Annotated in this window: 23 protein-coding genes and 1 pseudogene; 17 read left to right on the top strand and 7 right to left on the bottom strand. The window is 45.8% G+C overall.

Annotated elements, in window-relative coordinates:
- Positions 1-213: transposase (locus tag L5L97_RS04950; protein WP_248943622.1), on the top strand; the 213-nt coding region annotated here is incomplete at its 5' end.
- Positions 214-246: 33 nt separating this feature from the next.
- Here the strand turns inward: L5L97_RS04950 and L5L97_RS22930 are convergent.
- A pseudogene (locus L5L97_RS22930) lies at positions 247-794 on the bottom strand (EAL domain-containing protein); the annotation flags it as partial.
- Positions 795-821: 27 nt separating this feature from the next.
- Here L5L97_RS22930 and L5L97_RS04955 point away from each other — a divergent pair.
- Entirely contained in the window at positions 822-1,412 is a 591-nt protein-coding gene (locus L5L97_RS04955) for a hypothetical protein (RefSeq protein ID WP_263181315.1), read from the top strand.
- 228 nt (positions 1,413-1,640) lie between these two features.
- Here L5L97_RS04955 and L5L97_RS04960 read toward each other — a convergent pair whose 3' ends face one another.
- On the bottom strand, positions 1,641-2,156 hold the full coding sequence (locus L5L97_RS04960) for a hypothetical protein (protein ID WP_263138767.1): 516 nt from the start codon (positions 2,154-2,156) through the stop codon (positions 1,641-1,643).
- A 402-nt stretch (positions 2,157-2,558) separates the two neighbouring features.
- Positions 2,559-3,296, bottom strand: a complete 738-nt coding sequence (locus L5L97_RS04965; protein ID WP_263180475.1) for a hypothetical protein — start codon at positions 3,294-3,296, stop codon at positions 2,559-2,561.
- Positions 3,297-4,214: 918 nt separating this feature from the next.
- On the opposite strand from L5L97_RS04965, the gene L5L97_RS04970 reads away from it, so the two are divergent.
- The 3 genes from L5L97_RS04970 to L5L97_RS04980 all read left to right on the top strand — a co-directional run bounded on the left by L5L97_RS04970 (position 4,215) and on the right by L5L97_RS04980 (position 9,043).
- Positions 4,215-6,458: a hypothetical protein gene (locus L5L97_RS04970; RefSeq protein ID WP_263181316.1), complete on the top strand. Its 2,244-nt coding sequence runs from the start codon at positions 4,215-4,217 to the stop codon at positions 6,456-6,458.
- A gap of 10 nt (positions 6,459-6,468) precedes the next feature.
- The gene (locus tag L5L97_RS04975; protein ID WP_263181317.1) at positions 6,469-8,169 is read left to right on the top strand and encodes a toxin-antitoxin system YwqK family antitoxin; all 1,701 of its coding nucleotides are present in this window, start codon (positions 6,469-6,471) and stop codon (positions 8,167-8,169) included.
- A gap of 598 nt (positions 8,170-8,767) precedes the next feature.
- A complete protein-coding gene (locus tag L5L97_RS04980) occupies positions 8,768-9,043 on the top strand; it encodes an acylphosphatase (protein ID WP_028759808.1) in 276 nt (91 codons plus the stop codon).
- 48 nt (positions 9,044-9,091) lie between these two features.
- Here L5L97_RS04980 and L5L97_RS04985 read toward each other — a convergent pair whose 3' ends face one another.
- From L5L97_RS04985 to L5L97_RS04995, 3 genes are all read right to left on the bottom strand, one after another.
- A complete protein-coding gene (locus L5L97_RS04985) occupies positions 9,092-10,093 on the bottom strand; it encodes a peptidoglycan binding protein CsiV (protein ID WP_263181318.1) in 1,002 nt (333 codons plus the stop codon).
- Positions 10,093-13,578, bottom strand: a complete 3,486-nt coding sequence (gene mfd / locus L5L97_RS04990) for a transcription-repair coupling factor (RefSeq protein ID WP_263181427.1) — start codon at positions 13,576-13,578, stop codon at positions 10,093-10,095. The genes L5L97_RS04985 and mfd overlap by 1 nt, the downstream gene beginning before the upstream one ends.
- An 85-nt stretch (positions 13,579-13,663) precedes the next feature.
- Positions 13,664-14,305: a hypothetical protein gene (locus L5L97_RS04995; RefSeq protein ID WP_212601065.1), complete on the bottom strand. Its 642-nt coding sequence runs from the start codon at positions 14,303-14,305 to the stop codon at positions 13,664-13,666.
- 94 nt (positions 14,306-14,399) lie between these two features.
- Here L5L97_RS04995 and L5L97_RS05000 point away from each other — a divergent pair, with 94 nt between their 5' ends.
- The 3 genes from L5L97_RS05000 to lolE all read left to right on the top strand — a co-directional run bounded on the left by L5L97_RS05000 (position 14,400) and on the right by lolE (position 17,709).
- The gene (locus tag L5L97_RS05000; protein ID WP_263181319.1) at positions 14,400-15,632 is read left to right on the top strand and encodes a lipoprotein-releasing ABC transporter permease subunit; all 1,233 of its coding nucleotides are present in this window, start codon (positions 14,400-14,402) and stop codon (positions 15,630-15,632) included.
- A gap of 134 nt (positions 15,633-15,766) precedes the next feature.
- Positions 15,767-16,462, top strand: a complete 696-nt coding sequence (gene lolD, locus L5L97_RS05005) for a lipoprotein-releasing ABC transporter ATP-binding protein LolD (protein ID WP_028759813.1) — start codon at positions 15,767-15,769, stop codon at positions 16,460-16,462.
- On the top strand, positions 16,459-17,709 hold the full coding sequence (gene lolE, locus L5L97_RS05010) for a lipoprotein-releasing ABC transporter permease subunit LolE (RefSeq protein WP_263181320.1): 1,251 nt from the start codon (positions 16,459-16,461) through the stop codon (positions 17,707-17,709). The genes lolD and lolE overlap by 4 nt, the downstream gene beginning before the upstream one ends.
- Positions 17,710-17,985: 276 nt before the next feature.
- Here lolE and suhB read toward each other — a convergent pair whose 3' ends face one another.
- Positions 17,986-18,789 (bottom strand): inositol-1-monophosphatase, encoded by an 804-nt coding sequence (suhB, locus tag L5L97_RS05015; protein ID WP_028759815.1) that lies wholly within the window; start codon positions 18,787-18,789, stop codon positions 17,986-17,988.
- Between the two features lie 153 nt (positions 18,790-18,942).
- Here suhB and trmJ point away from each other — a divergent pair, with 153 nt between their 5' ends.
- The 9 genes from trmJ to fdx all read left to right on the top strand — a co-directional run bounded on the left by trmJ (position 18,943) and on the right by fdx (position 26,245).
- Positions 18,943-19,671, top strand: coding sequence for a tRNA (cytosine(32)/uridine(32)-2'-O)-methyltransferase TrmJ (trmJ, locus tag L5L97_RS05020; RefSeq protein ID WP_028759816.1), 729 nt, complete (start codon positions 18,943-18,945; stop codon positions 19,669-19,671).
- A 40-nt stretch (positions 19,672-19,711) separates the two neighbouring features.
- Positions 19,712-20,533, top strand: a complete 822-nt coding sequence (gene cysE / locus L5L97_RS05025; RefSeq protein ID WP_028759817.1) for a serine O-acetyltransferase — start codon at positions 19,712-19,714, stop codon at positions 20,531-20,533.
- 378 nt (positions 20,534-20,911) lie between these two features.
- Positions 20,912-21,373 carry a Fe-S cluster assembly transcriptional regulator IscR gene (gene iscR, locus L5L97_RS05030; RefSeq protein WP_006081858.1) on the top strand — a complete coding sequence of 154 codons (462 nt, stop codon included), beginning with the start codon at positions 20,912-20,914 and terminating at the stop codon, positions 21,371-21,373.
- 80 nt (positions 21,374-21,453) lie between these two features.
- Complete coding sequence (locus tag L5L97_RS05035; protein ID WP_028759818.1) at positions 21,454-22,668, top strand: IscS subfamily cysteine desulfurase; 1,215 nt, start codon at positions 21,454-21,456, stop codon at positions 22,666-22,668.
- Positions 22,669-22,705: 37 nt separating this feature from the next.
- Positions 22,706-23,089, top strand: a complete 384-nt coding sequence (iscU, locus tag L5L97_RS05040) for a Fe-S cluster assembly scaffold IscU (RefSeq protein WP_006081856.1) — start codon at positions 22,706-22,708, stop codon at positions 23,087-23,089.
- 14 nt (positions 23,090-23,103) lie between these two features.
- Entirely contained in the window at positions 23,104-23,427 is a 324-nt protein-coding gene (gene iscA / locus L5L97_RS05045) for an iron-sulfur cluster assembly protein IscA (RefSeq protein ID WP_006081855.1), read from the top strand.
- A gap of 16 nt (positions 23,428-23,443) precedes the next feature.
- Positions 23,444-23,968 carry a co-chaperone HscB gene (hscB, locus tag L5L97_RS05050; RefSeq protein WP_263181321.1) on the top strand — a complete coding sequence of 175 codons (525 nt, stop codon included), beginning with the start codon at positions 23,444-23,446 and terminating at the stop codon, positions 23,966-23,968.
- Positions 23,969-24,035: 67 nt separating this feature from the next.
- Positions 24,036-25,898: a Fe-S protein assembly chaperone HscA gene (gene hscA, locus L5L97_RS05055; protein ID WP_263181322.1), complete on the top strand. Its 1,863-nt coding sequence runs from the start codon at positions 24,036-24,038 to the stop codon at positions 25,896-25,898.
- Between the two features lie 8 nt (positions 25,899-25,906).
- Positions 25,907-26,245, top strand: coding sequence for an ISC system 2Fe-2S type ferredoxin (fdx, locus tag L5L97_RS05060; RefSeq protein WP_006081852.1), 339 nt, complete (start codon positions 25,907-25,909; stop codon positions 26,243-26,245).
- Positions 26,246-26,249: the final 4 nt, after the last annotated feature.

The raw sequence follows: 26,249 nt of genomic DNA on the forward strand, positions 1-26,249 counted from the left end.
GGGAAATCTGTTATTCCAAGGCGCCGCTATAAGAATACACCTCAAGAAAGAGTCGATTGGTGCTTATATCGGTATCGACATTTAGTGGAGAATGCTTTTGGAAGAATTAAGCACTATCGAGCAATATCAACAAGATATGACAAGCTAGCAAGAAATTACGCCAGTATGGTGTCACTGGCGTTTATGTTAATGTGGCTGCCGATGTATTGCTGAACAACATTTGTACAGCAAAGATCAACAGACCCTAGTTAATGGAACAATTAATTTGTCCTCTTCGGCAATGGGAATCAACAAATCAGGCCGCACTAGCCCATTTGCGGGTGCTGCCAACGTACTAATGCCTCGACTCCCTTAGCTTTACCTTTCTCGGCACATCACTGGCTGATAAGCTAAGAAAAACTCTTCTTTCTCTATTCCACTACAATGTCATCGGTGAGGGAATGGCGAGTAACTCTTGAATCGAGTACAAATAGGATAGAACCCGTAAGTAAGACGATGCTAACTGGCCATGAAATGGCCAGAAATATCCATAAGAAATGCCAGAAAAATGCGGGGGACATTTCTAATAACACTGAAAAATTGTTCTCTTCAGAATCTAGTGTTATCACCTTATTTTTTATAAACTCGAGTGATTCAGGGATCGTGTTGCCAGTTATGGATAAAGCGACATTGATAACAGCGCTGGGAAACACATTCGGCTGTACAAAGGAGTCTAATAAATATCTCCCTTCTTTAATGAAGGCGGCGCCGCGCTTAGAGATAGGATCCTAGTTTAATGATACTACTGCTGGCACTAACATATTGACGAAGGTTAACAAGTAATGAATTACTATAAATTAGGTATAAATTCGGAAAGTAAAAAATGGATGAATTATATGAATCCTAGTTCATTTTTTATAGATGGCGAAGGAAATGAATTAAGTGATGTGAAACTATCTGCGATTCAATCTGGATTCAAAGGTGTTTTATATTTCAATGCCTTAAAAGAAGGTAAATCACCTCCGGTGGTCTCGGTTGGAACCAGGTTATTGGCGTTTAATGAGGATGTCTTTTTTGAGGACGATATTAATGTTAGTGGTGTCCAGTTAATACCATTTATAAATAGGCATAACAATTTAAAGTATGTGTTGATGCATGTATTTAATTATACTGACTGCGTTGATTGGGAATGTTCTAAAATTGAACGCTGGCCTCTGGGCTACATTCCAGAAGTTTGGGAATCAAAGCGTGGGCGATTTTTTATTGAACCCGTTGTCTATAAGGACAAAATACCTGAAAACTTAGACGCCTTTCGTTTGTATGAGTGGGGTGGTGCATTTAATATAATAATATCAGAAGCTTTCAAAGATAAATTGTTGTCTGTGGAGTTTGATAGTTCCCTTCTTGATTTTAAACCACTATCTCTTAAATAATAAATGCCGAGGAGGTTATTAAACATCCTCGGCATAATTTTTTTGTATATCCATCCCTCAACTTTGTAGGCGCATATTGATGCGGGACACATATTGGGCAAGGTTCTTGGTGTGCAGGTCAATACCCACAGATTATTGATCACTACAATGCAGATGACTTGGTAATATCATAGCAACAGTCTAGAACCACGGTGAACAGCTCCTAGACAGCGAGCCCCCGCAGTGCTTTTAGATTCTTTCACGTACGTAATCTCCTAATTCTATAATGTTTCTAAATTCAAGATATATACCTTTCCCATCTAGAAGCCTATATGACTTAAAATCTCTACGAAAGAGCACAACAGCATCTAATGTCTTTAATTGATAAACGAGCCACCAATTCTGCCCTTCCTTTTTTGGGTAGCTCTGACGACATGATTTTAGGTACTCTTTTATAGACAAACCACGAATTTTTCTTCTATCTAAATCTGCCTCCTTCATTACATCCGGAGGATAAACATATGCACTAAGTTTTGCAGCAGAGATACCTAAGAATTCCGCCTGTCTTACTAATTCACTTGAAGGATTAATTATTTCTTCCAGTTCTGACTGTGTGAGATTGCTATAAATGTTATCTTTACCACATATTCCGCAATGAAATGAAAGATTAATTTCATTGCTGGTCATAAAGTCATCAAAAAAACACGCATCGACTTCATTATATTTTTCACAATACTTACACTTTAATGATGCTGTTGTTGACATTGTTATCCCTACAAAAAGCTAACGTCTTAGTATTTATGCGCTGCGCTGTTTGCAGGGCATAAATCGCTTGTCGGACTTGGCCGCTGCCATATCCGTGTCAATTGGTATAAATGATGCTATAGGAATTTGCTTTTTTGCGGTAGCGTTTTTTATACCGTTTGAAGAGTAATTAGTTGATATCTATTACTGGATGTTACCCTATGAACCAGACTAGGAAAGTCTGATTCACTAGCTAATTTTTGGACATTTTCGAGTTAGACTTTAGCTCGAATTAGAGAGTCTCGAATTAAAACTTCTATGGGTAACACCTTGCTCACCGACGAGTAAGTTGGTGCTGTTTTTGCCGCATTTTGTTTTAGCAAAAAGCGCGACAACTGTATCAAGTCCACGTGCAGCAACTTGTTAGGCATTTTTGTTGACGATTTCCTGAAGCTCATTTGCAAATTTTTTAATATCTACAAACATATTAAAAATAGCTTGTTGGTCCAAATAAATTGGATTACCCTCTTTGGTTTTTCCGTTTCTATGGACTATATCATGGCGAATTTTAGTTATTTTATCTACTTCAGAGATATTCAGATCAATTTTGTTTCCAAGTATGGTCTCAAATATTACTTTTACTTTTGGCATGCTGTGATAGAGTATTTTAGATAGTTCCTTTATAGCAAGCGCTTTGGGGTTTGATTCTGTTACTGCTAAAAACTCAAGCGTATATTTTGCATTTTTTAATTCTTCGATTTTAAATGAATTCACAAAAAAACGATCATTATTATTTACTAGAGATTTTACAGTTTCACCGAGAAATGCCTCAAGCAAACTAACCGAATGTGCATAAGTCATTCTATACATAATATATGGTTTTGTTTTTAGTGGGTTATTAACTATAAGTTTTTCAAGCTCTCTTATCTCTTCGAGAAAAAGTCTGTAAAGAGTTGAAGAATCATTTTTTTGTAACCATTTTAGATCTTCTTCGAATTCAAATTGGTCCCTTAAATGCTCTTGAAGATTAAAGTATTCGTCAGCTAAATCTCTATACTCTTCGGATTCTTCATCTGCATCTTTATCCTCAAGACGGTCTCTTATCCATTGATCTGCCTTTTCATTTTCAAGCTCTATCATTAAATCTGACATTCTTCCCATGACATTATTCCTTAGGATAAAAAGTGTTCGATAAAATTGATGCCTAACATTTTATGAGGGGCATGCGCGTTTACCTCATTAGACCAGTAAAAACGCGAATAGTTAATTACTTGTAATATAAGGAACTTATCAGCTTTCTCTCAAATACACCATCCGGAAAAACGCGCATGCGCGTTTTACAAACCTATTATCTAAGTTTCGCTTTATATAACTAATTAATTTTAAATAGTTTTAGATGTTAATGATTGAGATGGCGCGCACAAAAATTGACTTAAAAACACTCAGAGCTACGCATTTTTTAATACGACTGTCTAGCGCTCCAGTTTCGGCCACTTATGGTGAATTGCTGAAAGCAGAAAATAGATGAGAATTTGTTGGGAAATGAGGTAGCAAGTTTGTGGTCAAACGCCCCGTGTTAACTCACTTTGGGGCAAAAGCTGTTTAGGGCTGATTTGTGTATTAATGACTTAGTTAAGATTGGCCTTGTTACAACAGTGACCGTTGGCGATATGGCTGCTCTTTCACATCTGACCCATAGGGATATGGGAAATATCACTATGATGTCGGGAACATCATTGACCATGTGAACGCGGTATTTACACTTTCGTGTGCTGCAGATGTTACCGTCGAGTCCAGAGGGATACTTCTTATTAAATAAAAAATCGACGAGTCACTGGGAAACAATGACAATTAATGCCGCACAGCTAGCTTTTTGCATCAGTTCTTGATGCCGGAATTCGTCATTAAGAATTTGCCTAAGATTGGCATTGCTGTACCTGTGACTATCTAAAAAGGATGCTTTAGTCGAGCACTCAGGTGTCGCGCTGGACAGGCATAAATAGCCAAAGCATTTTATTTACTGGGTATGAAAGGGCATAATGCGGCGCTTACTATTTGTTTGAGATACAAGGAATAACCATGAAGTACTTGGTTAGCGTAGTTGCATGCTGTTTATTATCGGCCTGTTCTTTTGGGGATGCTGATGTTGAGTTTACGCCTGAAAAAGGGGAAGAGCGCTCGTATCAGCTGTATAGCACCACTAACATCACTGTAGACAATGGTAGTCGTACCGAAACGGTTAACGCCACGTCACATCAATTGCTGCGTTATAAGGTCCTCGAAACAGGCAAAAACAGTCGGTTTCAAGTGCACGTCGATTATATGAACATGCGCGATGGCCAAGGGAGCGGTGTCAGTAGTGGCCAGCGGGCCGATCGTAATCCAGAAATGCACGCTATTTTCTCGCAGGGGTTTGAATTTTCTTTAAATCTAGACGATGGGAGCGTTAAAGAATTCAGTGCACTGAACAAACCTGTATGGCAGGCGCTGTTGGCTGAACGCGGCGCAGAGCTTGAGCAGGAACTGAAAAAGCTCTTTAGCTCATCTGCCTTCCTTAGCACCATACCCGCCAAAGCGGGGGCGGTCGTCGCGCTTCCTGCCTATCAAGGCCACGCCAATGCCAAGCTTACTGTATTGCAAGTCACTGATACTCATGTGTTAGCCAAAGTTGAAAGTGGCGGCGAGCAAGCCAAAATATACGGTCAGTTGATGTTAGAACGTGAGCGGGGTTGGTTAGCGCAGTTAGCCTTAGTGGCGGAAGCGCCGTTTGAGCGCTACGGCTATAAGGGCACAGTGCGCAGCAACGTTATTATGTTGCCGCAGGAGCGCCAGTTGGGCGATCTGACGCAGTATTTAGGTTTTTATGATTTCCCAGTATTTGAGTATCAAAAACAACCTGACGTTGTGTTGGATAACGTCAATAAGACCTTAACCCAAGATGCTGTATTTGCCTATGATGCGGGCTACTTTTACCAGCAAGATGATTTATTAAAGCTGACTTATCAGTATGACTTTTCAGGTTTTAAACCCGAAGGCGGGTTTAGCTTAACCGATATCACAGCACACAGTGCGGATGGCACAGTACTGCCGCTGCAATTGAGCAAGGTAGGTAGTTATAGTTATCCAGAACAGGATGGTTTCCATCAGTCTGAGCAGCAGAATTTGCTTATCGGTTGGAATGCGCCGAATGACCTCTTAGCTCAGGTTGCTGAGTTTCGCGCGACTGCCCATTATCGCGGCGCGAAATTAGTCAAACTTAACCTGACCCCCGATCCCAGCAAAACTGTGGCCTTGCAATATGAAGATATACATCTGGAACTCTCGCCAATCCCAGATAAACCATTCAGTTATTTGCTGAAATCGCGAGGCAGCACTGACAAATCTTGGTTATACCGGCGCTTTGACGGTGCCGAAGGCGCTATGGTGAAATATTTTTCACCGCCGCCCACTGGGCCGGATTGGTTAACCCCGGCAGAGCAAAATATGGTGGCGTTGGCCTCATCGGCACAATATGAATCGATCACACAGTTTACCTTTCCCGCAGCGCCGCCCACGCTGACACTCTATGTGAATACTGTGGTTGACAGTGGTGAACTAACTAAGAACATTCGTTTTATTCCGACTCAAGATTACGCGCAAAATGTCGCCTATCCGCCAGCGCAGCAACAACTGCTTTATAGTGATGATATGTATGCGTCCTATGTTAATCTGCCGCAAGTTACTGCACCTGAAGACCCCGCCTTACTTGAGCCGCAAATCGTGGCCAAATACGGCGTCAGTTTGCTGTTAACTTCCGAGCAGGCAGCGGTGTGCACGCTCAGTGTTGTCGATTCACCTAAGGTCAACGGGCACACACTGCAATGGACAAACACAAGCACTAACACTAACAACACGGGTTTTGGTGGAGGGCTGGATAAGTTTGTGCTGTACCAACTGACTAGCGCCGATGGGATCCGCCGCAATTTTTACGACATCAATGTTAGCAGCACTTTGGCCTGTACCGGTACGCCCAAATGGCAAGCGCTAGCGTATCAACCCGAGCAAAGCTGGTTGATTGATATCACTCAGTTGCCGAATGTTGATGCTCATCAAACCGTGGCCGACTTTATGCGGCGCTATCGTTTTTTAAATGCGCAAAATTTACAGCTAGCTCCTGCTATTCAAGGTGACAGCAGTGATTTTTATCAGCGTCCGTTGCAGCAAGTATTACGTGAGGAACGCTGGTTTGTACTGGCGGGGCGCGCAGCACAGATAGAGCAGCTGACGATAAGCGGCGAACCGGTCAATAAACAGTGGGTTAATACATTCCCTGCGTTACCTTAAGGAGCAGAATATGAGAGTCTTATTACTATTATCTGCACTACTTATGTCGTTTAATCTGTCGGCTGAGCGAATTTTACTCGACGAACTATGGCGGCTTAGCGATGTGCCTGGTGAAGCCATTTATTATCAGGAGCAAGCGCCGACAGAGCAAAATGGCGAGTGGCCGCTACAACTCTTTTATCTGGAGACGGATAAACCCGTTTTTAAGGGCAGCGTCAACAGTCCCAATTTAGCCGAGAGTTTTATCGTTGGTGATTTCGAGTTTTTCTACCCCGATGGTCAACTGTCTCGCAAGGGCAGTAGCGATGCACAAGGGCGTTATCAAGGCACGCATCTGCATTATTGGGAAGACGGAGCGCTCTCGGGAGAGTACCACTACCAGAATGGCCAGTTGAATGGAGATCAGAAAAGTTACCATACTAATGGTCAATTAAGGGAGCTTCAGCATCGTGTGAATGGTGCTGAATTAGGATTATCGCAAAGTTATTTTAACAATGGCCAGTTGCAAACACGCGTAACCTACGGCGCTAACGGTATGGAAGGGCTATATGAAAGCTTTCATAACAATGGTCAGCCGGAGCAAACCGTTAATATGGTGGCGGGGAAAAGAGAAGGCGAGCGACTGTATTGGACAAAAGAAGGCTGGTTATACACTAAAGAGTTTTATCTTAAGGGGAAAATACACGGCGAAGTGTTGATTTACCGAGCTGCCGATGTGCTGCAAGAGATTAAACACTATGAACATGATAAACAGGTGGGAAACCAGCAGCGTTTTGATGAACAAGGGCGGTTAGCAGAGCTGCAAAATTATGATAAGGATGGTCGTGAAATTCAACATATTACCTATGATAATGCCGGTAACGTTGCGACCCAAACCGACACGCAATACCTCGCTAAAGGTCGGACTAGCACTGAACAGCGCTTCGATTCTGCGGGTAAGTTAACTTATCAATATCAGCAAGATACTGCAAATGACTGGAGCTTACGTCAGCGTTTTGATGTAGCAGGTCAGCTGATTGAACGTGATGAACAACTCAAGGGGCGATACGATGGCTTGTATATCGGTGCTGGTTGGAACGGTTATATCAGGCGGATAAACTACCGCAAAGGTCAAATGCACGGTGCATATCGAGAAGATAAGGCCGAGGACGGCGGTTTTGTCATCGGCCAATATCACTTAGGGTTAAAGTCCGGCAAGTGGGTCACAAAAAACGCGGATACGACGCGCAATGAGCAGTTTAACCAACAAGGTGAGCTGAGTGGTGAACAAACAGAAATCGCAGCCGATGGCACGATAATGCGTCGAGAGTTTTATAAAAACGCTAAGTTACATGGCGCGTATTTACTGCGTGGCTTTGATAAACAACTGCAAGCCCAAGGTCAGTATGTTAACGGTCAGCGCGAAGGCCAATGGCTGCTGCAAGATGAAAGCAGCTACAGCATGGTTAAGCTCTGGCATGGCAACTATAAAGCAGGACACGAAGTGGGTCACTGGCAAGCCTTTTCCGCCAATGGCCATTTATTAGGGCAGGCCCAGTATGATGATAAAGGTCAATTGCAAGGCAAAGGCTATAGTTTTAACGAAGATGGCAGCCTGCTGCAAAGTGATGAGTATCTTGATAATCAACTGCACGGCAGGTCGGTGTACTACTTCAACGGTGAACCCTCATCCGAGTATCGCTATCAAAATGGTCTGATGATAAGCGAGTAGCACTTCATCACCTAATCACACAATCAAGCAAAAACCGACTAATTAGGCCGGTTTTTTGCTTTTTTGCATCTAGTTTGCTTGCCTTGCTTTATCGTCAGGCATACGGCCGCTTGTCATTAGAGGGCTCACTTCTCAACCCCTCGTTTCGCGTTTACTAACTTGCCAGAACAAACGCAATCTCAGCGTTAAACGTCAACACGCCTTTATACTTCTTCGGCTATCACAGGGGGTGTTTTTAAACATGAACAATGCAGATGGGTGTACGAGCTGATTTTCAGCTAAAAGCATTATATTCATTCGGGATGGATAGTTTTACTTTTCAAACTCTTGAAAATAATTATTTATTGTGTAAAGTAGCGACCCTTGCTATTTTGTAACAAAATGATACAGAGTTGCTGTTTTATTTGTCCATTTATTGGATATCCCTTTGCGTATGTCGCCCGACACAGCTAGCAGCAGTCTTGTTAGCTGTTTTTTTTGCCTAAATTTAAATATTGTTTGTTTTTTGCTCTACAAATCCATAGGTTAACACTTAGCCTTTGGATAATTGCGGCTATGCTTATTTCTATAACAAGGTTCCGTGAAAAAGGAGCGTGAGATGAAGCGAGTATTAATTAATTTGACGGGGAAAGTGCAAGGTGTTGGTTGCCGTCATGCGACCTTGACTAAGGCCAGAGCCCTTGGTGTGACAGGATATGTAACCAATTGCCGCGATGGCAGTGTTGAAGTACTCGCCCAAGGCAGTGACATTGCTGTTAATGCTTTAATTGCTTGGTGCGAAGTAGGTGTGCCTTGCACTGAGGGATTAACCGTAACGGTAGGAGAAGACGAGGCTGATGATATCTACCTCGATTTCTCCATCGTTCAGTCTTAATTTAAACGTACCGTGTTAACTTAAGAATTGTGCGGATTGTGTGTTTGTTCAGTATTGGCCAACAGTCTGTATTGATTCGGCATTCTGATTATTTTGCATTGCACTGGGTTGCGCCATCTTGCGGATTTGGATCACCATGCCCATTTCGGGATGATCTAAATAATGGATTTCTTCACTCTTCACACGGCGGTTTTGCTCCAAAGGCACAGACATTAAAAATGGTGTCATGACTTTGGGCGCCGTGAGTGTTGCGCTGGTATCGGCCGCATCACTGGGTACGGCTGGCATTAATTTTCTGCCTTCTTTGCGCAAGTGCAATGCGGTTTCAATATACAAATAGTGGCTTAAATAGATATTCAGTGTGCCATCTAATTCCCATACTGGTGATACAGCAGGTGCAAGCATTGATGTGCCATCGGCATTAGTCATAGGCTCTGCTTGAGCTTGCTTAATGATTTTTCTGCCATCGAAGTGATAAGTACCTGAGAAATCTTTACCCGCAAATAAGCGTATGGGTACTGAGCCACTTTTACCACGCATAGGTTGTTGCCAAGCCATGTGCAGTAAACTGCGCGTACCACGTTCGCGGGAAATACTATTGATAATGCTCGCGAACTGACTTTGGCTGCGGGTTAACAATACTGGGTTGCCATTGGCTGTAGGATAACTGATCTGTGCGCTGCTGATTTCTGATGGGATCACCGGCGGGTAACGATATTCCACACTCGCAGGCGCGGCAGGCATAGGTTCTGACGTCGAGGTACCGTTTAAGGTTTCAGCGCAGTGGCTATTTGCATCGGCATCAAAGACCAGTGTGCAAGGCGCAGATGCGCTGGGTATCGGCGTGATTGCTTGCGCGATAGCTGGGGAGATTAAGTCTATTGCGTTATCGGTTTTCGTCTTGTTCGGCGCATCAGGCCATTGTTCACTTGACTGACTTTGGCGTTCAAACACATAGACTTCAACCTCGAACCAAGCTTCTGCTTGGACGACCTGGCTGTGTGATAGTGCAATGAGTGTAGCGATAGAGACCGCGAGTTTACGTAACACTATTTATCTCCAAGACGATGTTGCGATAATTGTTCTAGCAAGAGTTTCACTAAAGCGAGCCTGTCTTTACTGGTTTCGGCTGCAAGGCTGAACTTTAACTTATTCGGTCCTTCCATTCGATAGATTTGTGGCTGGCTTTGGAGTAATCCAATAATAAACACAGGATCTATGACATGATCATCACTAAATTCGATGCTGCCACCTTTACTGTGCACTTCTATTTTAGTCGCACCTAAGCGAGTCGCCTCATGTTTATAGAGGGTCATTTCCATTAAGTTACGCGTCGGTTCAGGTAATAAGCCAAAACGGTCGATCAATTCGACTTTTAACTCATCCAGCGCCGCCTGTGTTTCACAACCTGCGATGCGTTTATAGAGCGACAGACGAATATTTACGTCGCTCACATAGGCTTCTGGCAGTAGGGCGGGGATACGCAGTTCAATTTCGCATTGCTGATTGAGCATTTGCGCCAGTGACGGTTCTTTGCCTTGTTTTAAGGCTTTGACTGCCGCTTCGAGCATTTCCATGTACAAGCTAAAACCAATTTTAGAAATATGGCCACTCTGTTCATCGCCCAAGAGTTCACCTGCGCCGCGGATCTCTAAATCTTGGGTCGCCAGCATAAAGCCCGCACCGAGATCTTCAAGAGCATCAATGGCTTCTAAACGTTTGCGCGCATCTGGGGTCATACGTTTGGGATGCGGCGTCATCAAATAAGCGTAGGCCTGATGGTGCGAGCGTCCGACGCGGCCGCGTAATTGGTGTAACTGTGCCAGACCAAAGGTATCGGCGCGCTCAATAATAATGGTGTTGGCACTTGGGACGTCGATACCAGTTTCGATAATAGTGGTACAGACTAACACGTTGAATCTTTGATGGTAAAAGTCTGACATTACCCGTTCTAGATCGCGCTCACGCATTTGACCGTGGGCAACAACGACTCGCGCTTCAGGCAATAAATCGATAATGCCTTGGGCACATTTCTCAATACTTTCAACATTATTGTGTAGGTAATACACTTGGCCGCCACGGAGAATTTCCCGCAAAATAGCCTCGCGCACAGTCGCGGGATCCGATTCCCGCACAAAGGTTTTCACTGCTAAACGTTTGGCGGGCGGGGTGGCGATAATCGATAAATCGCGCATACCCGACATGGCCATGTTTAAGGTGCGCGGAATGGGCGTCGCGGTCAGGGTTAAGATATCCACGTTGGCGCGCAGCGCTTTGATTTTCTCTTTTTGACGCACACCGAATCTGTGTTCTTCGTCGATAATCAACAGGCCTAAGTTTTCAAACTTGGCCTCAGATTGCAGTAACTTGTGGGTACCGATCACGATATCGACTTTGCCTTCTTCCAATTGTTGCAGCACTTGAGTCTGCTCTTTGGCGGTACGAAAGCGTGACATCACTTCAGTGACCACGGGCCAGTCGGCAAATCTGTCTTTAAAGTTTTCATAGTGTTGCTGGGCAAGCAGTGTGGTCGGAACTAGCACGACCACTTGTTTGCCAGCGTTGACGGCCACAAAGGCGGCGCGCATGGCGACTTCGGTTTTACCAAAGCCCACATCGCCACAGACTAATCTGTCCATTGCGGTCGGCGATTGCATATCGGCTAACACGGCGATGATGGCGCTTTCTTGATCAACGGTTTCTTCGAAGGGGAAGCCGCGGGCGAATTGAGCGTATTCTTCTTCGTCAATGGCGCAGCTTTCGCCGGGACGCGCTTGGCGACGGGCATAGACATCGAGCAGCTCGGCCGCGACGTCGCGGATTTTTTCAATCGCCTTTTTCTTGGCTTTAGCCCACGTCTCGTTGCCGAGTTTATTTAAGTGGGCGTCTTCATCGGCGCCAACACTGTAACGGCTGATGAGATGCAATGAAGACACTGGCACATACAGTTTGTCACCGCCAGCGTATTCTAATTGCAAGTATTCTGCGACCAGTCCACCCGTATCTAAGGTGACTAAGCCCCTATAAAGTGCAACGCCGTGTTCTAAATGCACTATGGGCTGGCCAACTTTGAGTTCGGCCAAGTTTTTAATCAGGGCATCATTACTGATCTGACGCTGTTTTTCACGGCGACGTTGCTGGGAAATACGATGGCCGAAGAGTTCAGTCTCACAAATGATACTGATACTTTCTTTGGCGCTGATCTGCAGCAAACAACCGCGTGACAGCGGCGACACGATAAGGCCTAACTTGGCATCACTTTGAATAAATTCATCAAAATGGTTAAACAGCGCAGGTTTTAACTGAATTTTAGCGAGCAATTCAAGCAGCGCTTCGCGGCGACCCTCGGACTCAGCGCTAAACAACATGCGTTTGGCGCTGCTGGCATAATCTTGCAGCGCTAGCAGCGGTTGCTTTAATTTATGATTGGCGCTGATGTCGGGCAGGGTACTGGCGGCAATAACAACCGCTTTCGTTGTTTCAGTGCCATCTGCTGGCACTTGCATTTGATAACGTGGCAGCGGTTTAAAGGCGGCAAATAACTCTTCTATGAGTAAATACAGTTCTTTAGGCGCCAGTAATGGCCGCAGCGGATCGACGCGTCTGTCTTGATAGCGATGCTCGACTTCTTGTAGATGGGCGCGCGCCGACTTTTCGATATCGCCTAAGGTGACGAGTTGAGTGTCCTTGGGCAAGTAATCGAATAGGGTGGCTGTGTCATCAAAAAATAGCGGCAGGTAGTTTTCGATCCCCGCCGGCATCAAGTTACGGCTCACTAGCTGATAAACCGATTCCGGCTCTTTGACTATGACCTCGAAACGGCGGCGGTATCTTTGCCTAAAACCTTCGATGGCCGAACTGTCGGTTGGGAATTCCTTCGCGGGCAATAGGCGAATCGAGTCGACAGGTTGCAATGAGCGTTGGGTTTCTGGATCAAAATGGCGAATGGTTTCCACTTCTTCATCGAATAGCTCGATGCGCAGTGGCATATTCATCCCTGTTGGGAAGATATCCAGAATCGATCCGCGAATGGCAAACTCGCCATGTTCATACACTTGCTCCACCGAATGGTAGCCAGTGTCGGTTAAATGCTGGCGTACATCGTGTAACTTGTAGCTATCCCCCTTTTTGAGCACAAACACGTTGGCGCTTAAATAGGCCTTAGGTGGCAGGCGCATCATCAAGGTGGTGACGGGCACGATAACGATATTTTGCTCAATCTGAGACAGCTGCGATAGCGTTTCGAGTCGCTGGGAAATTAAATCCTGATGGGGCGAAAAACTGTCGTAGGGCAAGGTTTCGCGGTCAGGGAATAATCTGACCTTAATGCCTGTTTTACTGAGCAAATAACTTAGCTCTAACTCTAAGCTTAAGGCGCTTGGCGTGTCACTGGTGACGACTAAGGTCGTTCCCTTATGTTGACGCGCTAAATTGGCGAGTGTAACTGCTTGGCAAACCCCGCCCACGGTGGACAGAGTCTGAATTTGAGTGCCATTTTTGACGGCTGGCGGCGTTAGGGCTGATATGTGAGTCATTGGCGTGCGATAAACTGATTCATTCACAAAGAGTTGCAGACATTGTAGAGACTTGATGGCGTAGGTGCCAGAGAAAAGTCAGCGGCTATTGACGCTCGTCTCTGGCGAGTTTGCGTAACTTGAGTTGTTTCTGTTGCACATTGAGGCTGGCTTTGACTAATTGCTCCACGTCAGATTCAAGAATTTGACTGAATTCAAAGTCGGTTTGCCATTGTAGATGTTCAGGTTGAGTATGTTGTTCTGTTCTGTCATTACGACTCATATCGCCTTCGGCTTGTGCTATTTTTTGTGCTTGAGTGGCGATGACTTTGCCAAAACAGAGAATGGCAACTAATTCGTCGTGAATAAACAGAGTAATTTTATAGTGGGAGCCAATGTCTAAGGCTGTTGGGGTGAGTAATCTCAGGCCACTACCACCAAATTGGTTACCAAAGCATTTTTCGCCCTCTTGGGTTTCTTTTTCTAATACATGTTGCAGCACTAGATCTACTTTGCGGGATTGCAGCTTTAAAAAATCCACGACAACTTTTGCCTCGTTATCTAAATGGCGCAGCTGTAGCAAGCAGTTAGCTTCGAGTGTTTTGACTTCGCTGAGTAGTTGAATGCCTAATGATTGCATTGATCTCAGTGCCATTTCTGAGGGTAATGGCTGGGAACTCGGCCATTGGCTTAGGTAGGCGGTAAAGTGGTGAGGCACACTAAAATACGGATTGGTGTCAGTGAACAAGGCTTGCCTCTTTATTTATAGGACCAATACCCCTATTATCGTGCCCATCTTCATGATTTAGCAAGTTCAGCACACAGGACGCAACCCTCTTTCAATGAATCCAGGATTCCCTTTCTATATTGGTTACCGTTATTGGCGGGCCAAAAAAGCGAACGCGTTCGCGTCGTTCATTACCTTATTTGCCGTTTTGGGCATTTTTTTAGGCGTTGCAGCCTTGATCGTTGTCAGCTCAGTGATGAATGGCCTTGAAGGCCAACTTAAGCAACGTATCTTAGGTGCAGTGCCACAATTAACCCTTTATAGCGAAGCGCCATTAGTCGATTGGACAAAGCAGGCGAGTGCGCTTAAAGCCTTACCGGGTGTGTTAGGCGTTACACCGAGCGTGTCGACGCAGGCCATGGTGCAATCTGCGTCGAATATTCGCGCTGTGCAGGTTTATGGGGTGTTTCCCGAATTAGCACAAAAGTTATCCTCCGTTGCGCAGCATACTTACTCAGGTGCATTTGAACAGTTGGCGAGTGGCGACTTCAAGGTGATTTTAGGATCTGAGCTCGCACGGCAACTCAAAGTTGCTCCCGGTGATACGGTACGATTATTGAGTGGCGATGGTGTGGTGTACTCCCCATTAGGCCCAGTTCCGAGTCAACGTAAGTTCTTGGTATCTGGCATTTTTGAAATGGGCTCTCAGGTTGATGCTGGCGTTGCATATATCCATTATCAAGATGCAAAGCGTCTAATGCGTCAACCGAGTGAGGCTATTGATCAGCTTAGACTCTATTTAACCGATCCCTTTAGCGCGCCCGCTTTAGCGTCTAAAGTGCAGGATGTTCTCGCTAAACAAGATATTAAGGTAACAACCAGCGATTGGCGTGATACCTATGGTCACTTGTTTGGTGCGGTAAAAATGGAAAAGAACATGATGTCGCTGATGCTGAGCCTGATTGTGGCCGTGGCCGCATTCAATATTGTTTCGGCGCTAGTGATGATGGTGGTCGATAAAACCACGGATGTGGCAGTGCTAAAAACCCAAGGTGTAACCACGCCCGCCGTGATGGGCATTTTTGTGGTGCAGGGTTCGCTCAATGCAGTACTCGGTTTAGTGCTTGGGCTCGCGGTAGGTATACTTATCACCTTGAATCTGAATGGCATTATGACGACCTTAGGCATTTCGATTTTAAGTGCGGGACAGAGTTTGCCAGTAAAACTGGAGTTGATGCAGTTGTCAGTGATCGTGATAGGCACGCTATTGGTCACCTTGTTGGCGACCTTATATCCCGCGCTGCGTGCGGCCAGTGTGCAACCCGCAACTGCGCTGAGATACGAGTAACCCGTGAGCTTTTATGATTAGTCGTCACCCATGGGCATTCATCCGTGAGTGATGGTTTGCCAAGATGAAAATAATTTAATGTATTGATTTAATGAAATAAATCGATGCCAAAGCATGTTTAAGAGAGAACTTCAATGCAAGACGTGTTACTGCAAGTGCAGAGTGTCAGTAAGAGTTACCATGATGGCGCCGTGACCACGCAAGTGTTGTCTAATGTCGATTTGCAGGTGTTTAAGGGCGAGCAGTTGGCGATTGTCGGCAGCTCAGGCTCAGGTAAGAGCACACTGCTGCATATTATGGGCACTTTGGATGAGCCAACCGCGGGCAAAGTCTTGTTGCTAGGCGAAGATTTATACCAAGTGTCTAGTGCGCGCCAAGCGCAGATCCGCAATCAAGATCTCGGCTTTATTTATCAATTCCATCATTTATTGCCTGAATTCACTGCGCTAGAAAATGTCGCTATGCCGGCATTTATTCAAGGTAAAGACCGTAAACAAGCACTCGCCGATGCCAAAGTCTTATTGGAGCGGGTAGGGCTAGGCCATCGCATGACTCACATCCCCGCCGAATTATCGGGCGGCGAACGTCAGCGTGTAGCTATCGCAAGGGCGTTGATTAATAAACCTAAGTTAGTGCTGGCCGATGAACCTACGGGTAATTTAGATGCTAACAGTGGCGATGCGGTTTATGAGTTGATCCGCGAGCTGGCCGATCAGTTAGGCACGGCGTTTGTGGTGGTGACCCATGATCATAAATTGGCTGCCCGTATGGACCGCCAACTGATGATGAAAAACGGTTACTTGCAATTAGCGGCGGAAACCCAAGTATGAAAGGACCGTTAGCCCTATCGATTGGTTGGCGTTTTTATCGCGCCCGCCAATCCAACAGTTTTATTAGTTTTATTTCCTTTGCATCGACTGCCGGTATCGCTTTAGGTGTGGCGGTATTGATCATAGTTCTGTCTGCAATGAATGGTTTTGAGCGCGAGCTAGAGCAAAGATTACTGGGTGTAGTGCCGCAGGCGGACATTGTCGGGGTGGACGAACCTATCGTCAATTGGCAGAGTGTTGCGCAAGGTGCGCTACAAATTGAAGGTATTCGTGGTGCAGCCCCCTTTATTCGCATGCAAGGTTTAGTGCAGAAGCCTGGTGGTTTTCAAGGCTTAGCCGTGGTGGGTATTGATCCGAAAGAAGAAACGAAGGTTTCAACTTTGTCACAGTTTATGAGTGATGCAAGCTGGCAGAGTCTGAGCCAAGATGAGAATCATATCGTCCTTGGCGAGAGTTTATTGGCTAAGTTGGGGCTTGAGGTGGGTGATACACTGGCCTTATATGTGCAGGATATCGATCCCGATGCGGCAGGCAGTTTACGTGCGGCGAAGAGCCATCGTTTTGTGGTGTCAGGCACCTATCATCTGGGCGGCGAGCTTGAACTGACAACCGCTTATATTCCATTGCAATATGCGGCGCAGATCTTGAACATGAATAGCGGTGTAACGGGTGTGCGTATTAGCGTCGATAAAGTGTTTGATGCACCAGTAAAAGTGCGCGAACTCGGTTATGCGCAAAAGCAGTCTGTGTATATCAGTGACTGGACCCGTACTCAAGGGCATTTATATCAAGATATTCAGTTAGTTCGTACTGTGATGTATTTAGTTTTAGTGTTGGTGATTGGTGTGGCCTGCTTTAACATCGTCTCCACCTTAGTCATGGCGGTGCGGGATAAAGCCTCCGAAATTGCGATTTTGATGACCATGGGCTTGAGTCGTTTGGCTGTGATGGGGATTTTCATGGTGCAGGGCGCGTTAAACGGTCTGCTTGGCTGTGGTCTTGGCGGCATTATCGGCGTGAGTGTGGCGCTGAATTTAAGTGCGATTGCGAGCTCAGTTGAGCAGTTACTCGGTATTCAACTGCTCTCGGCCGATGTTTACTTTGTCGATTTTTTACCGTCTGAGTTGCATGTTTCGGATGCAGTACTGGTGATTGTGATGGCGTTTGTGATGAGTTTAATCGCGACTTTGTATCCCGCTTGGAAGGCGAGCCAAATTGCACCAGCACAAGCGTTAGCGGGTAGATAACTGGATAAATAGCTGTTCGTCCTGTTAGCCGATTTGGGCTGAAATCAGTGCAGATGTTTTCAGGACACTCCTTTCTTCCCAATGACTATTGCTTAATTACTATACTATTTATAAATACGATATTGTGGCGACTGAGGACTTGATGACTCGAGTACTTAAGGCTTTAGAATGAAAGCCACATAAACAAAAAGGCCAGTGGGCGCTCTTAAAGAGATTACCACTGGCCTTTTTTGTATTTGTTTTATGCGTTTATTTAAAGCTAAGTGTTAATCTTGATTAACGCTTTAAGCCTTCGTTCAATAATGGACGCATGATCTTCACTAATTCTGTGGTCACCTTAGGTGAGCCAGCAACTATGTTACCCGAAACCAAATAGTTATGGTTGCCAGTAAAATCAGTCACAGTACCGCCCGCTTCGCGGCAAATCAGATCGCCAGCAGCAATATCCCATGGCTTTAAGCCGATTTCGAAGAAACCGTCCAAACGACCCGCGGCAACATAGGCTAAATCTAATGCGGCAGAACCTGCGCGACGTAAGTCAGCACATTGGCCGAAGACTTCGCCGAAAATAGCCATGTAAGTTTCAGTGTGTTGACGCGCCTTGAATGGGAAGCCAGTACCAATCATAGTAGGCGCTAATTCATTCACGTTGGTAACACGCAGACGGAAATCATTGAGTTTGGCGCCTTTACCACGGACGGCGGTAAAGAGTTCTTCACGGACAGGATCGTAAACAACGGCAACTTCAGTCTTGCCTTTGTATTGCAGAGCGATAGAAACCGCGAAGTGGGGAATGCCTCTAACAAAGTTGTTAGTGCCATCCAGAGGGTCGACTATCCAAACATAGTCTTTATTCTCACCGCGGTTTTCGCCTTTCTCTTCACCCACGATAGTGTGATCAGGGTAAGATTTACGAATTTGGTAAGTAATTGTCGCTTCTGCTTCCTTGTCTACACTGGTAACAAAATCGTTGATACCTTTTGAACTGACTTCGATACGGTCAAGTTCAGTATAGGCGCGCATAATAGTTTGGCCGGCCGCGCGGGCAGCGCGTACAGCAATCGTCAGCATCGGATGCATTGCAATCCCCTGGATGTTAAAGAACGTTAAAATAGCGGGCGGTATTATACTCGATTTGATAGTTATATCAAATACCGATTTTCATATAAGCATTCGGCAATGGCTGTGATAATATTCGTCCCCAACGTTTTATGAATTAAATTAAGTTGTTTCATGCTAAGTAATATTCGAGTGGTTTTAGTGGGGACTTCGCACCCCGGCAATATTGGTTCTACTGCCAGAGCGATGAAGACTATGGGTCTGTCTACTCTGTATCTTGCAGAGCCCCGGGTTGAGCCCGACGGTCATTCCATAGCATTAGCCGCGGGTGCATCGGATATTCTGAAACATCTTGTGAAAGTGGATTCACTTGCTGAAGCGATTGCCGATTGCAGTCTAGTGATTGCAACCAGCGCGCGCAGTCGCACCTTAGATTGGCCCATGTTAGAGCCAAGACAAGCTGGGGTGAAATTAGCGACCGAGGCACTTAAAGGCCCTGTTGCGATTGTGTTTGGCCGTGAAAACCATGGTTTAAGCAATGAAGAGCTGCAACAGTGCACTTATCATGTGGCTATCCCTGCAAATCCAGAGTACAGCTCGCTTAATCTGGCGCAAGCCGTACAAATCATTTGTTATGAAACCCGCGTTGCCCATCTCGCGCAAAAAGATGTTGCCGAAGAAGAGCTGACTGAGTATCCCTTGGCTGCCGATCAGGAACGTTTTTTCGCACACCTTGAAACGACACTGTTATCAACTGGATTTATCATAAAGAACCATCCTGGACAAGTGATGATGAAACTTCGCCGCTTGTTTAGTCGTGCACGGATTGAGAGTCAGGAAATGAATATCCTCAGGGGTATTTTGACGTCAATTGAGAAAGTGGCGGGTTCTAAAGAAAAATAGCCAAACCTTAATAATTAACACTAATCGCGAAGGATAAACAATGGGCGTGATAGCTAGGCTAAAAGAAGATATTGAATCTATATATCACCGTGATCCTGCGGCGCGTAGCGCGTTTGAGATCTTGGTTAACTATCCAGGCATGCATGCCATTTGGTTGCATCGGATAAGCCATAAGCTATGGAAGCGCGATTGGCGCTTAACGGCACGTTGTTTATCGACGTTTTCCCGTTGGTTGACAGGAGTTGAAATCCATCCTGGGGCAACCATAGGTCATCGATTTTTTATCGACCACGGTATGGGCGTTGTGATAGGTGAAACGGCTGAGATTGGTGATGATTGCACCCTTTATCACGGTGTCACGCTTGGTGGAACCACCTGGCAGGCGGGGAAACGTCACCCGACGTTAGCCAATAACGTGGTGGTGGGCGCAGGGGCAAAAATCCTCGGTCCTATTACCATGCACGATGGTGCGCGTGTGGGTTCGAATTCTGTTGTGGTGAAAGATGTGCCCAAAGATACCACGGTTGTGGGGATTCCTGGGCGCGTGGTGGCTACACCGTCACCGCAATCGAAAGAGAAAACTGAACGCCGCAGCGCGATGGCAAAAAAATATGGCTTCGATGCGTACGCGGTATCACCGGATAATCCCGATCCGGTGGCCAATGCAATAGGGCAGATGCTCGATCACATGCATTTGATGGACTCGAAAGTTCAAGAGTTGTGTCAAGCCATTCAAGGGCTGGGTGGCAATGTCTGTACTGAAAAACTGCCAGAGCTTGATATGGGCGAGTTTAATGATGCAGAAAAAGCGGCAGCGGAAAAACGCCATAGTGCATTAGATGAGTTTGATCCGAGTATCTAAGTTTCAAGAAATGGTTCAACGAAATGATTTAACTTAGCGGTCTAACTTGCCTAAGGGTTGACCCTCACAAAGGTCTCCTTTAGCGTTTTACTTTAGCTTATCCTGTTGTAAAGGCGCATATTGCGATCAAACCTGAGTTTGATCGCGCCATAGTACCGAGATCACTTTTATCCTGCGTTTATATCGTGCTAGATGTCGATTAATTGGCGCTTTAGCATTGAATCTTAGGCTAGAAAAAGGTTAAATACCCCACTAAGATGAAAGGGTATTGGTTATGTGCACACTCATATACTTGAGTGTTTTAGTAGGTTTTAATACTTGACTGAATTACTCGGGTATGTTGAAATAATGCATACCTGTTCGGGAGCTATGGTAGTTATGAAACTTACATCAAAAGGTCGTTATGCAGTAACCGCTATGCTAGATGTGGCAATCCACTCAGCATCGGGACCAGTTCCCTTAGCGGATATCTCTGAAAGACAAGGGATTTCGCTTTCCTATCTGGAACAACTCTTCGCTAAGCTAAGAAAACACGGTTTAGTTGCCAGTGTACGTGGACCGGGCGGTGGTTATCGCTTAGGCCTAGAAGCCAATGATATTTCAGTCGGCATGGTTGTCCATGCTGTAGACGAGTCTGTCGATGCGACTCGTTGCCAAGGACTTGGCAATTGTCAGAGTGGAACTCGCTGCTTAACCCATTCACTTTGGGGCGATTTAAGCAAACAAATTTCCGATTTTTTAGATGGTATCAGTCTTGCCGGCTTGATGCAGAAGCGAGATGTGCAATTTATCTCACTTAAGCAAGACACTATGCAAAAGGAACAAAGAGTCAGTTTATAGCGGCACTTTGTTATATATAAAAATAATTTTTGTACGTTGTATGTAGCCTCTACCAGAGACTGCTCAGTACGGAGTGTGTTATGAAGCTTCCTATCTATTTAGATTATGCCGCCACCACGCCTGTTGATCCTAGAGTCGCGGAAAAGATGTTCCAATGCATGACAATGGACGGCATCTTTGGTAATCCGGCCTCACGTTCACACCGCTACGGCTGGCAAGCCGAAGAAGCGGTGGATATTGCTCGCAACCAAGTTGCCGAGTTAATTAACGCCGATCACCGCGAAATTGTGTTTACCTCTGGCGCGACGGAATCGAACAACTTAGCGATAAAAGGTGTTGCTCATTTCTATCACAAGAAAGGCAAGCACATCATCACAAGTAAGACTGAACATAAAGCGGTTCTCGATACTTGTCGCCAATTAGAGCGTGAAGGTTTCGAAGTGACTTACTTAGAGCCTGCTGCAAACGGCATCATTCCGATGGAACGTTTAGAAGCAGCAATGCGTGACGACACTATCCTTGTCAGCATCATGCACGTGAACAACGAAATCGGTGTTATCCACGATATCGATGCAATCGGTGAACTATGCCGTTCAAAAGGCATCATTTTCCACATGGATGCGGCGCAAAGTGCAGGCAAAGTGCCTATCGATGTGCAAGCCACTAAAGTGGATTTGATCTCGATTTCTGGTCACAAAATGTATGGCCCTAAAGGTATCGGCGCACTATATGTTCGTCGTAAGCCACGCATTCGCTTAGAAGCGCAAATGCACGGTGGTGGTCATGAGCGTGGTATGCGTAGCGGTACGTTACCAACGCATCAAATCGTAGGTTTAGGTGAAGCTGCTGCAATCGCAAAAGCGGAAATGGCCTCTGATGACGCTCGTATCGGTGCATTACGTGACAAATTATGGAATGGCATCAAGCACATTGAAGAAACCTATATCAATGGTGATGCGATTGACCGTGTTAGCGGTAGCCTCAACGTCAGCTTCAACTATGTTGAAGGCGAGTCGTTAATGATGGCACTGAAAGATTTAGCGGTTTCATCGGGTTCGGCTTGTACCTCAGCCAGCCTAGAGCCTAGCTACGTATTACGTGCGCTTGGCTTAAACGATGAAATGGCACATAGCTCGATTCGTTTCTCTATCGGCCGTTTCACAACCGAAGAAGAAATTGATCACGCTATCGAAGTAATTACTCAATCTATTGATAAATTAAGAGAAATGTCTCCTTTGTGGGAAATGTTTAAAGATGGGATCGACCTGAACCAAGTTCAGTGGGCACATCATTAATTCTGACCTTTACAATAGATAATTTTGGAGCAGTACCATGGCTTACAGTGAAAAAGTGATAGATCATTATGAGAATCCACGTAACGTTGGTTCTTTTGATAAAAACGATCCTTCGGTCGTGACCGGTATGGTAGGCGCGCCTGCTTGCGGTGACGTGATGAAACTTCAGTTGAAAATTGGTGCTGATGGCATCATTCAAGACGCTAAGTTCAAAACCTACGGTTGTGGCAGCGCGATTGCGTCTAGCTCACTGGTAACTGAGTGGGTTAAAGGCAAGACTATCGAACAAGCTGCGGCGATCAAAAACACGGATATCGCTGAAGAATTGGCATTGCCACCAGTGAAGATCCACTGTTCAATTTTGGCTGAAGATGCCATTAAAGCTGCTATCGACGAGTACAAATCGAAACAAGCTAAGTAACATCTGGAGTTAAGATGGCGATTACAATGACCCCAGCGGCAGCCGATCGTGTCAGATCTTTCTTAGTCAACCGAGGCAAAGGTGTAGGCCTGCGTCTCGGCTTAAGAACATCAGGCTGTTCTGGTATGGCTTATGTACTTGAGTTCGTTGATTCTTTAAATGATGACGATGAAGTGTTTGATATCGAAGATGTGAAAATCATCATAGATGCCAAGAGCCTTATCTATCTTCAAGGGATCGAGCTGGATTTTGTTAAAGAAGGGCTGAACGAAGGCTTCCAATTTAATAATCCTAACGCAAAAGGTGAGTGTGGTTGTGGTGAGAGTTTCACTGTTTAACCGCTAAAGTTGACGCATGAATTATTTCGAGCTGTTTAAATTTTCCCCTGCCTTCGATATTGATACCGCCTTACTTGCAGAACGCTATCGCGAACTGCAACGGGCGGTTCATCCCGATAAATTTGCCAATGATACTGAACAGCAAAAATTGCTGTCGGTGCAGCGCACGGCGCAAGTCAATGATGGTTTTCAAACCTTAAAAGATCCCATTCGCCGCGCTGAGCATATGTTGTCGCTGTGTGGAATTGAATTAAGCCATGAAACCACGACAGTGAAAGATACCGGCTTCTTGATGCAGCAAATGGAATGGCGCGAGGCGTTAGAAGATATACGCGATAGTGCCGATCCTCAAGCGAGTATTGACGAGCTATATCAATCATTTGCACAGTACCGCGCGCAACTTACTCAGCAATTGACTCAACTGTTAACCAGTGAGCAGGCTGAAGACGCATTGTTAGCGGCGGATCAAGTTCGCAAACTCAAATTTATGGCAAAATTACACGACGAGTTGACCAGAGTCGAAGACGCTCTGTTAGATTGATTTTCCGTGTTTATGTTACTTTGCTGACTCAAGTACGCTTGAGTTGGCATTACTAAGTTGGATATATATGGCCCTTTTGCAGATAGCTGAGCCCGGTCAAAGTGCCGCGCCGCACCAACATAGACTTGCCGTTGGCATAGATTTAGGTACGACCAATTCTTTGGTGGCGGCCGTTCGAAGTGGAGAGACGGCAACCCTGCCGGACGAACTTGGACAGCATTCATTACCTTCTATCGTGCGTTATACCCAAGATTCAGTCGAAGTCGGCGCGCTTGCTGCGTTGAGTTCGGCGCAGGATCCGCAAAACACGATCGTTTCGGTTAAGCGTTTTATGGGCCGCAGCCTAGCGGATATTAAAGCTGGCGAGCAATCATTACCCTACGAGTTTGCCGAAAGCGAAAACGGTTTACCTTTATTTGTGACTCCCCAAGGCCAAGTGAATCCCGTGCAAGTGTCTGCGGAGATTTTACGTCCGCTGATCGCCCGCGCTGAAAAAACCTTAGGCGGCGAACTGCAAGGTGTGGTGATCACTGTGCCTGCGTATTTCGACGATGCCCAGCGCCAAGGCACAAAAGATGCCGCAGCTTTGCTGGGTGTTAAAGTGCTACGTTTGTTGAATGAACCGACTGCTGCTGCGATTGCCTATGGTTTAGATTCTAAGCAAGAGGGCGTGATTGCCATCTATGATTTAGGCGGCGGTACTTTCGATATTTCTATTTTGCGCTTGAATCGCGGTGTATTCGAAGTGTTAGCCACTGGTGGTGATTCAGCGCTTGGCGGCGATGATTTCGATCATTTACTGCAAGCACATATGCAACAAGTGTGGCAGCTTAGTGACATCGACTCACAATTAAGTCGTCAACTGTTGATTGAATCGCGTCGAGTCAAAGAAGCTTTAACGGATGCAGCAGAAACTGAAGCGAAAGTGATCCTTGCCGATGGTACTGAACTGACGCAAATCGTTACTAAAGCTGAATTTGATGCCATGATTGCGGCATTGGTGAAAAAGACGATTGCCAGCTGTCGCCGTACCCTGCGTGATGCGGGCGTGACGACGGATGAAGTGCTTGAAACTGTGATGGTTGGCGGTTCAACGCGCGTGCCATTAGTGCGTGAACAGGTCGAAGCTTTCTTCGGTAAACCACCGCTGACATCTATCGATCCCGATCGTGTTGTCGCCATTGGTGCGGCCATTCAAGCCGACATTTTAGTGGGTAACAAACCCGAATCGGATTTGCTATTGCTCGATGTGATCCCTTTGTCATTAGGCATAGAGACCATGGGCGGCTTAGTGGAAAAAGTGGTATCGCGTAATACCACGATTCCGGTGGCTCGGGCGCAGGAATTTACCACCTTTAAAGATGGTCAAACGGCCATGGCATTCCATGTGGTGCAGGGTGAGCGAGAGCTCGTTGCCGATTGCCGCTCACTGGCGCGTTTTACCTTAAAGGGTATTCCGCCGTTAGCTGCAGGCGCTGCGCACATTCGGGTGACATTCCAAGTAGATGCCGATGGTTTACTTAGCGTGACCGCGATGGAAAAATCCACCGGCGTACAATCTAGTATTCAAGTTAAGCCGTCTTTTGGTTTATCGGATACTGAAATTGCCACTATGCTGAAAGATTCGATGAAGTATGCCAAAGACGATATCGGTCGTCGTATGCTGGCCGAGCAGCAAGTGGAGGCGGCGAGGGTACTCGAGTCTTTACATGCAGCGTTAGCGAAGGATGGCGATTTGCTGAATGCTGATGAGCGTGGACAAATCGATGCTACTATGGCCAATGTGGCGCAAGTGGCTACGGGCGATGATGCCGATGCGATTAAACTCGCGATTGAAAAACTGGATGAGCAAACCCAAGATTTTGCTGCCAGACGTATGGACAATTCTATTCGAGTGGCATTTAAAGGCCAGTCGATCGACAACATATAGGTGATGTAATGCCCCAATTAGTCTTTCTTCCCCATGCCGAGTTGTGCCCAGATGGCGCAGTGCTTGAGGCGAATGTTGGTGAGACCATTCTTGATGTTGCGCTGCGTAATGGCATCAATATCGAGCATGCATGTGAAAAGTCCTGTGCTTGCACGACGTGTCACTGTATCGTGCGTGAAGGCTTTAATGATCTTGAGCCAAGTGATGAGCTGGAAGATGATATGTTAGACAAAGCTTGGGGACTTGAGCCTGAAAGCCGTCTATCTTGTCAGGCGAAAGTGGTCGACACTGACATGGTGATTGAGATCCCTAAATACACGGTTAACATGGTCAGCGAAGGCAATTAATGCT

This window comes from Shewanella sp. SM71 (genome assembly GCF_025653905.1).
Taxonomy (GTDB): Bacteria; Pseudomonadota; Gammaproteobacteria; order Enterobacterales; family Shewanellaceae; genus Shewanella; species Shewanella oncorhynchi.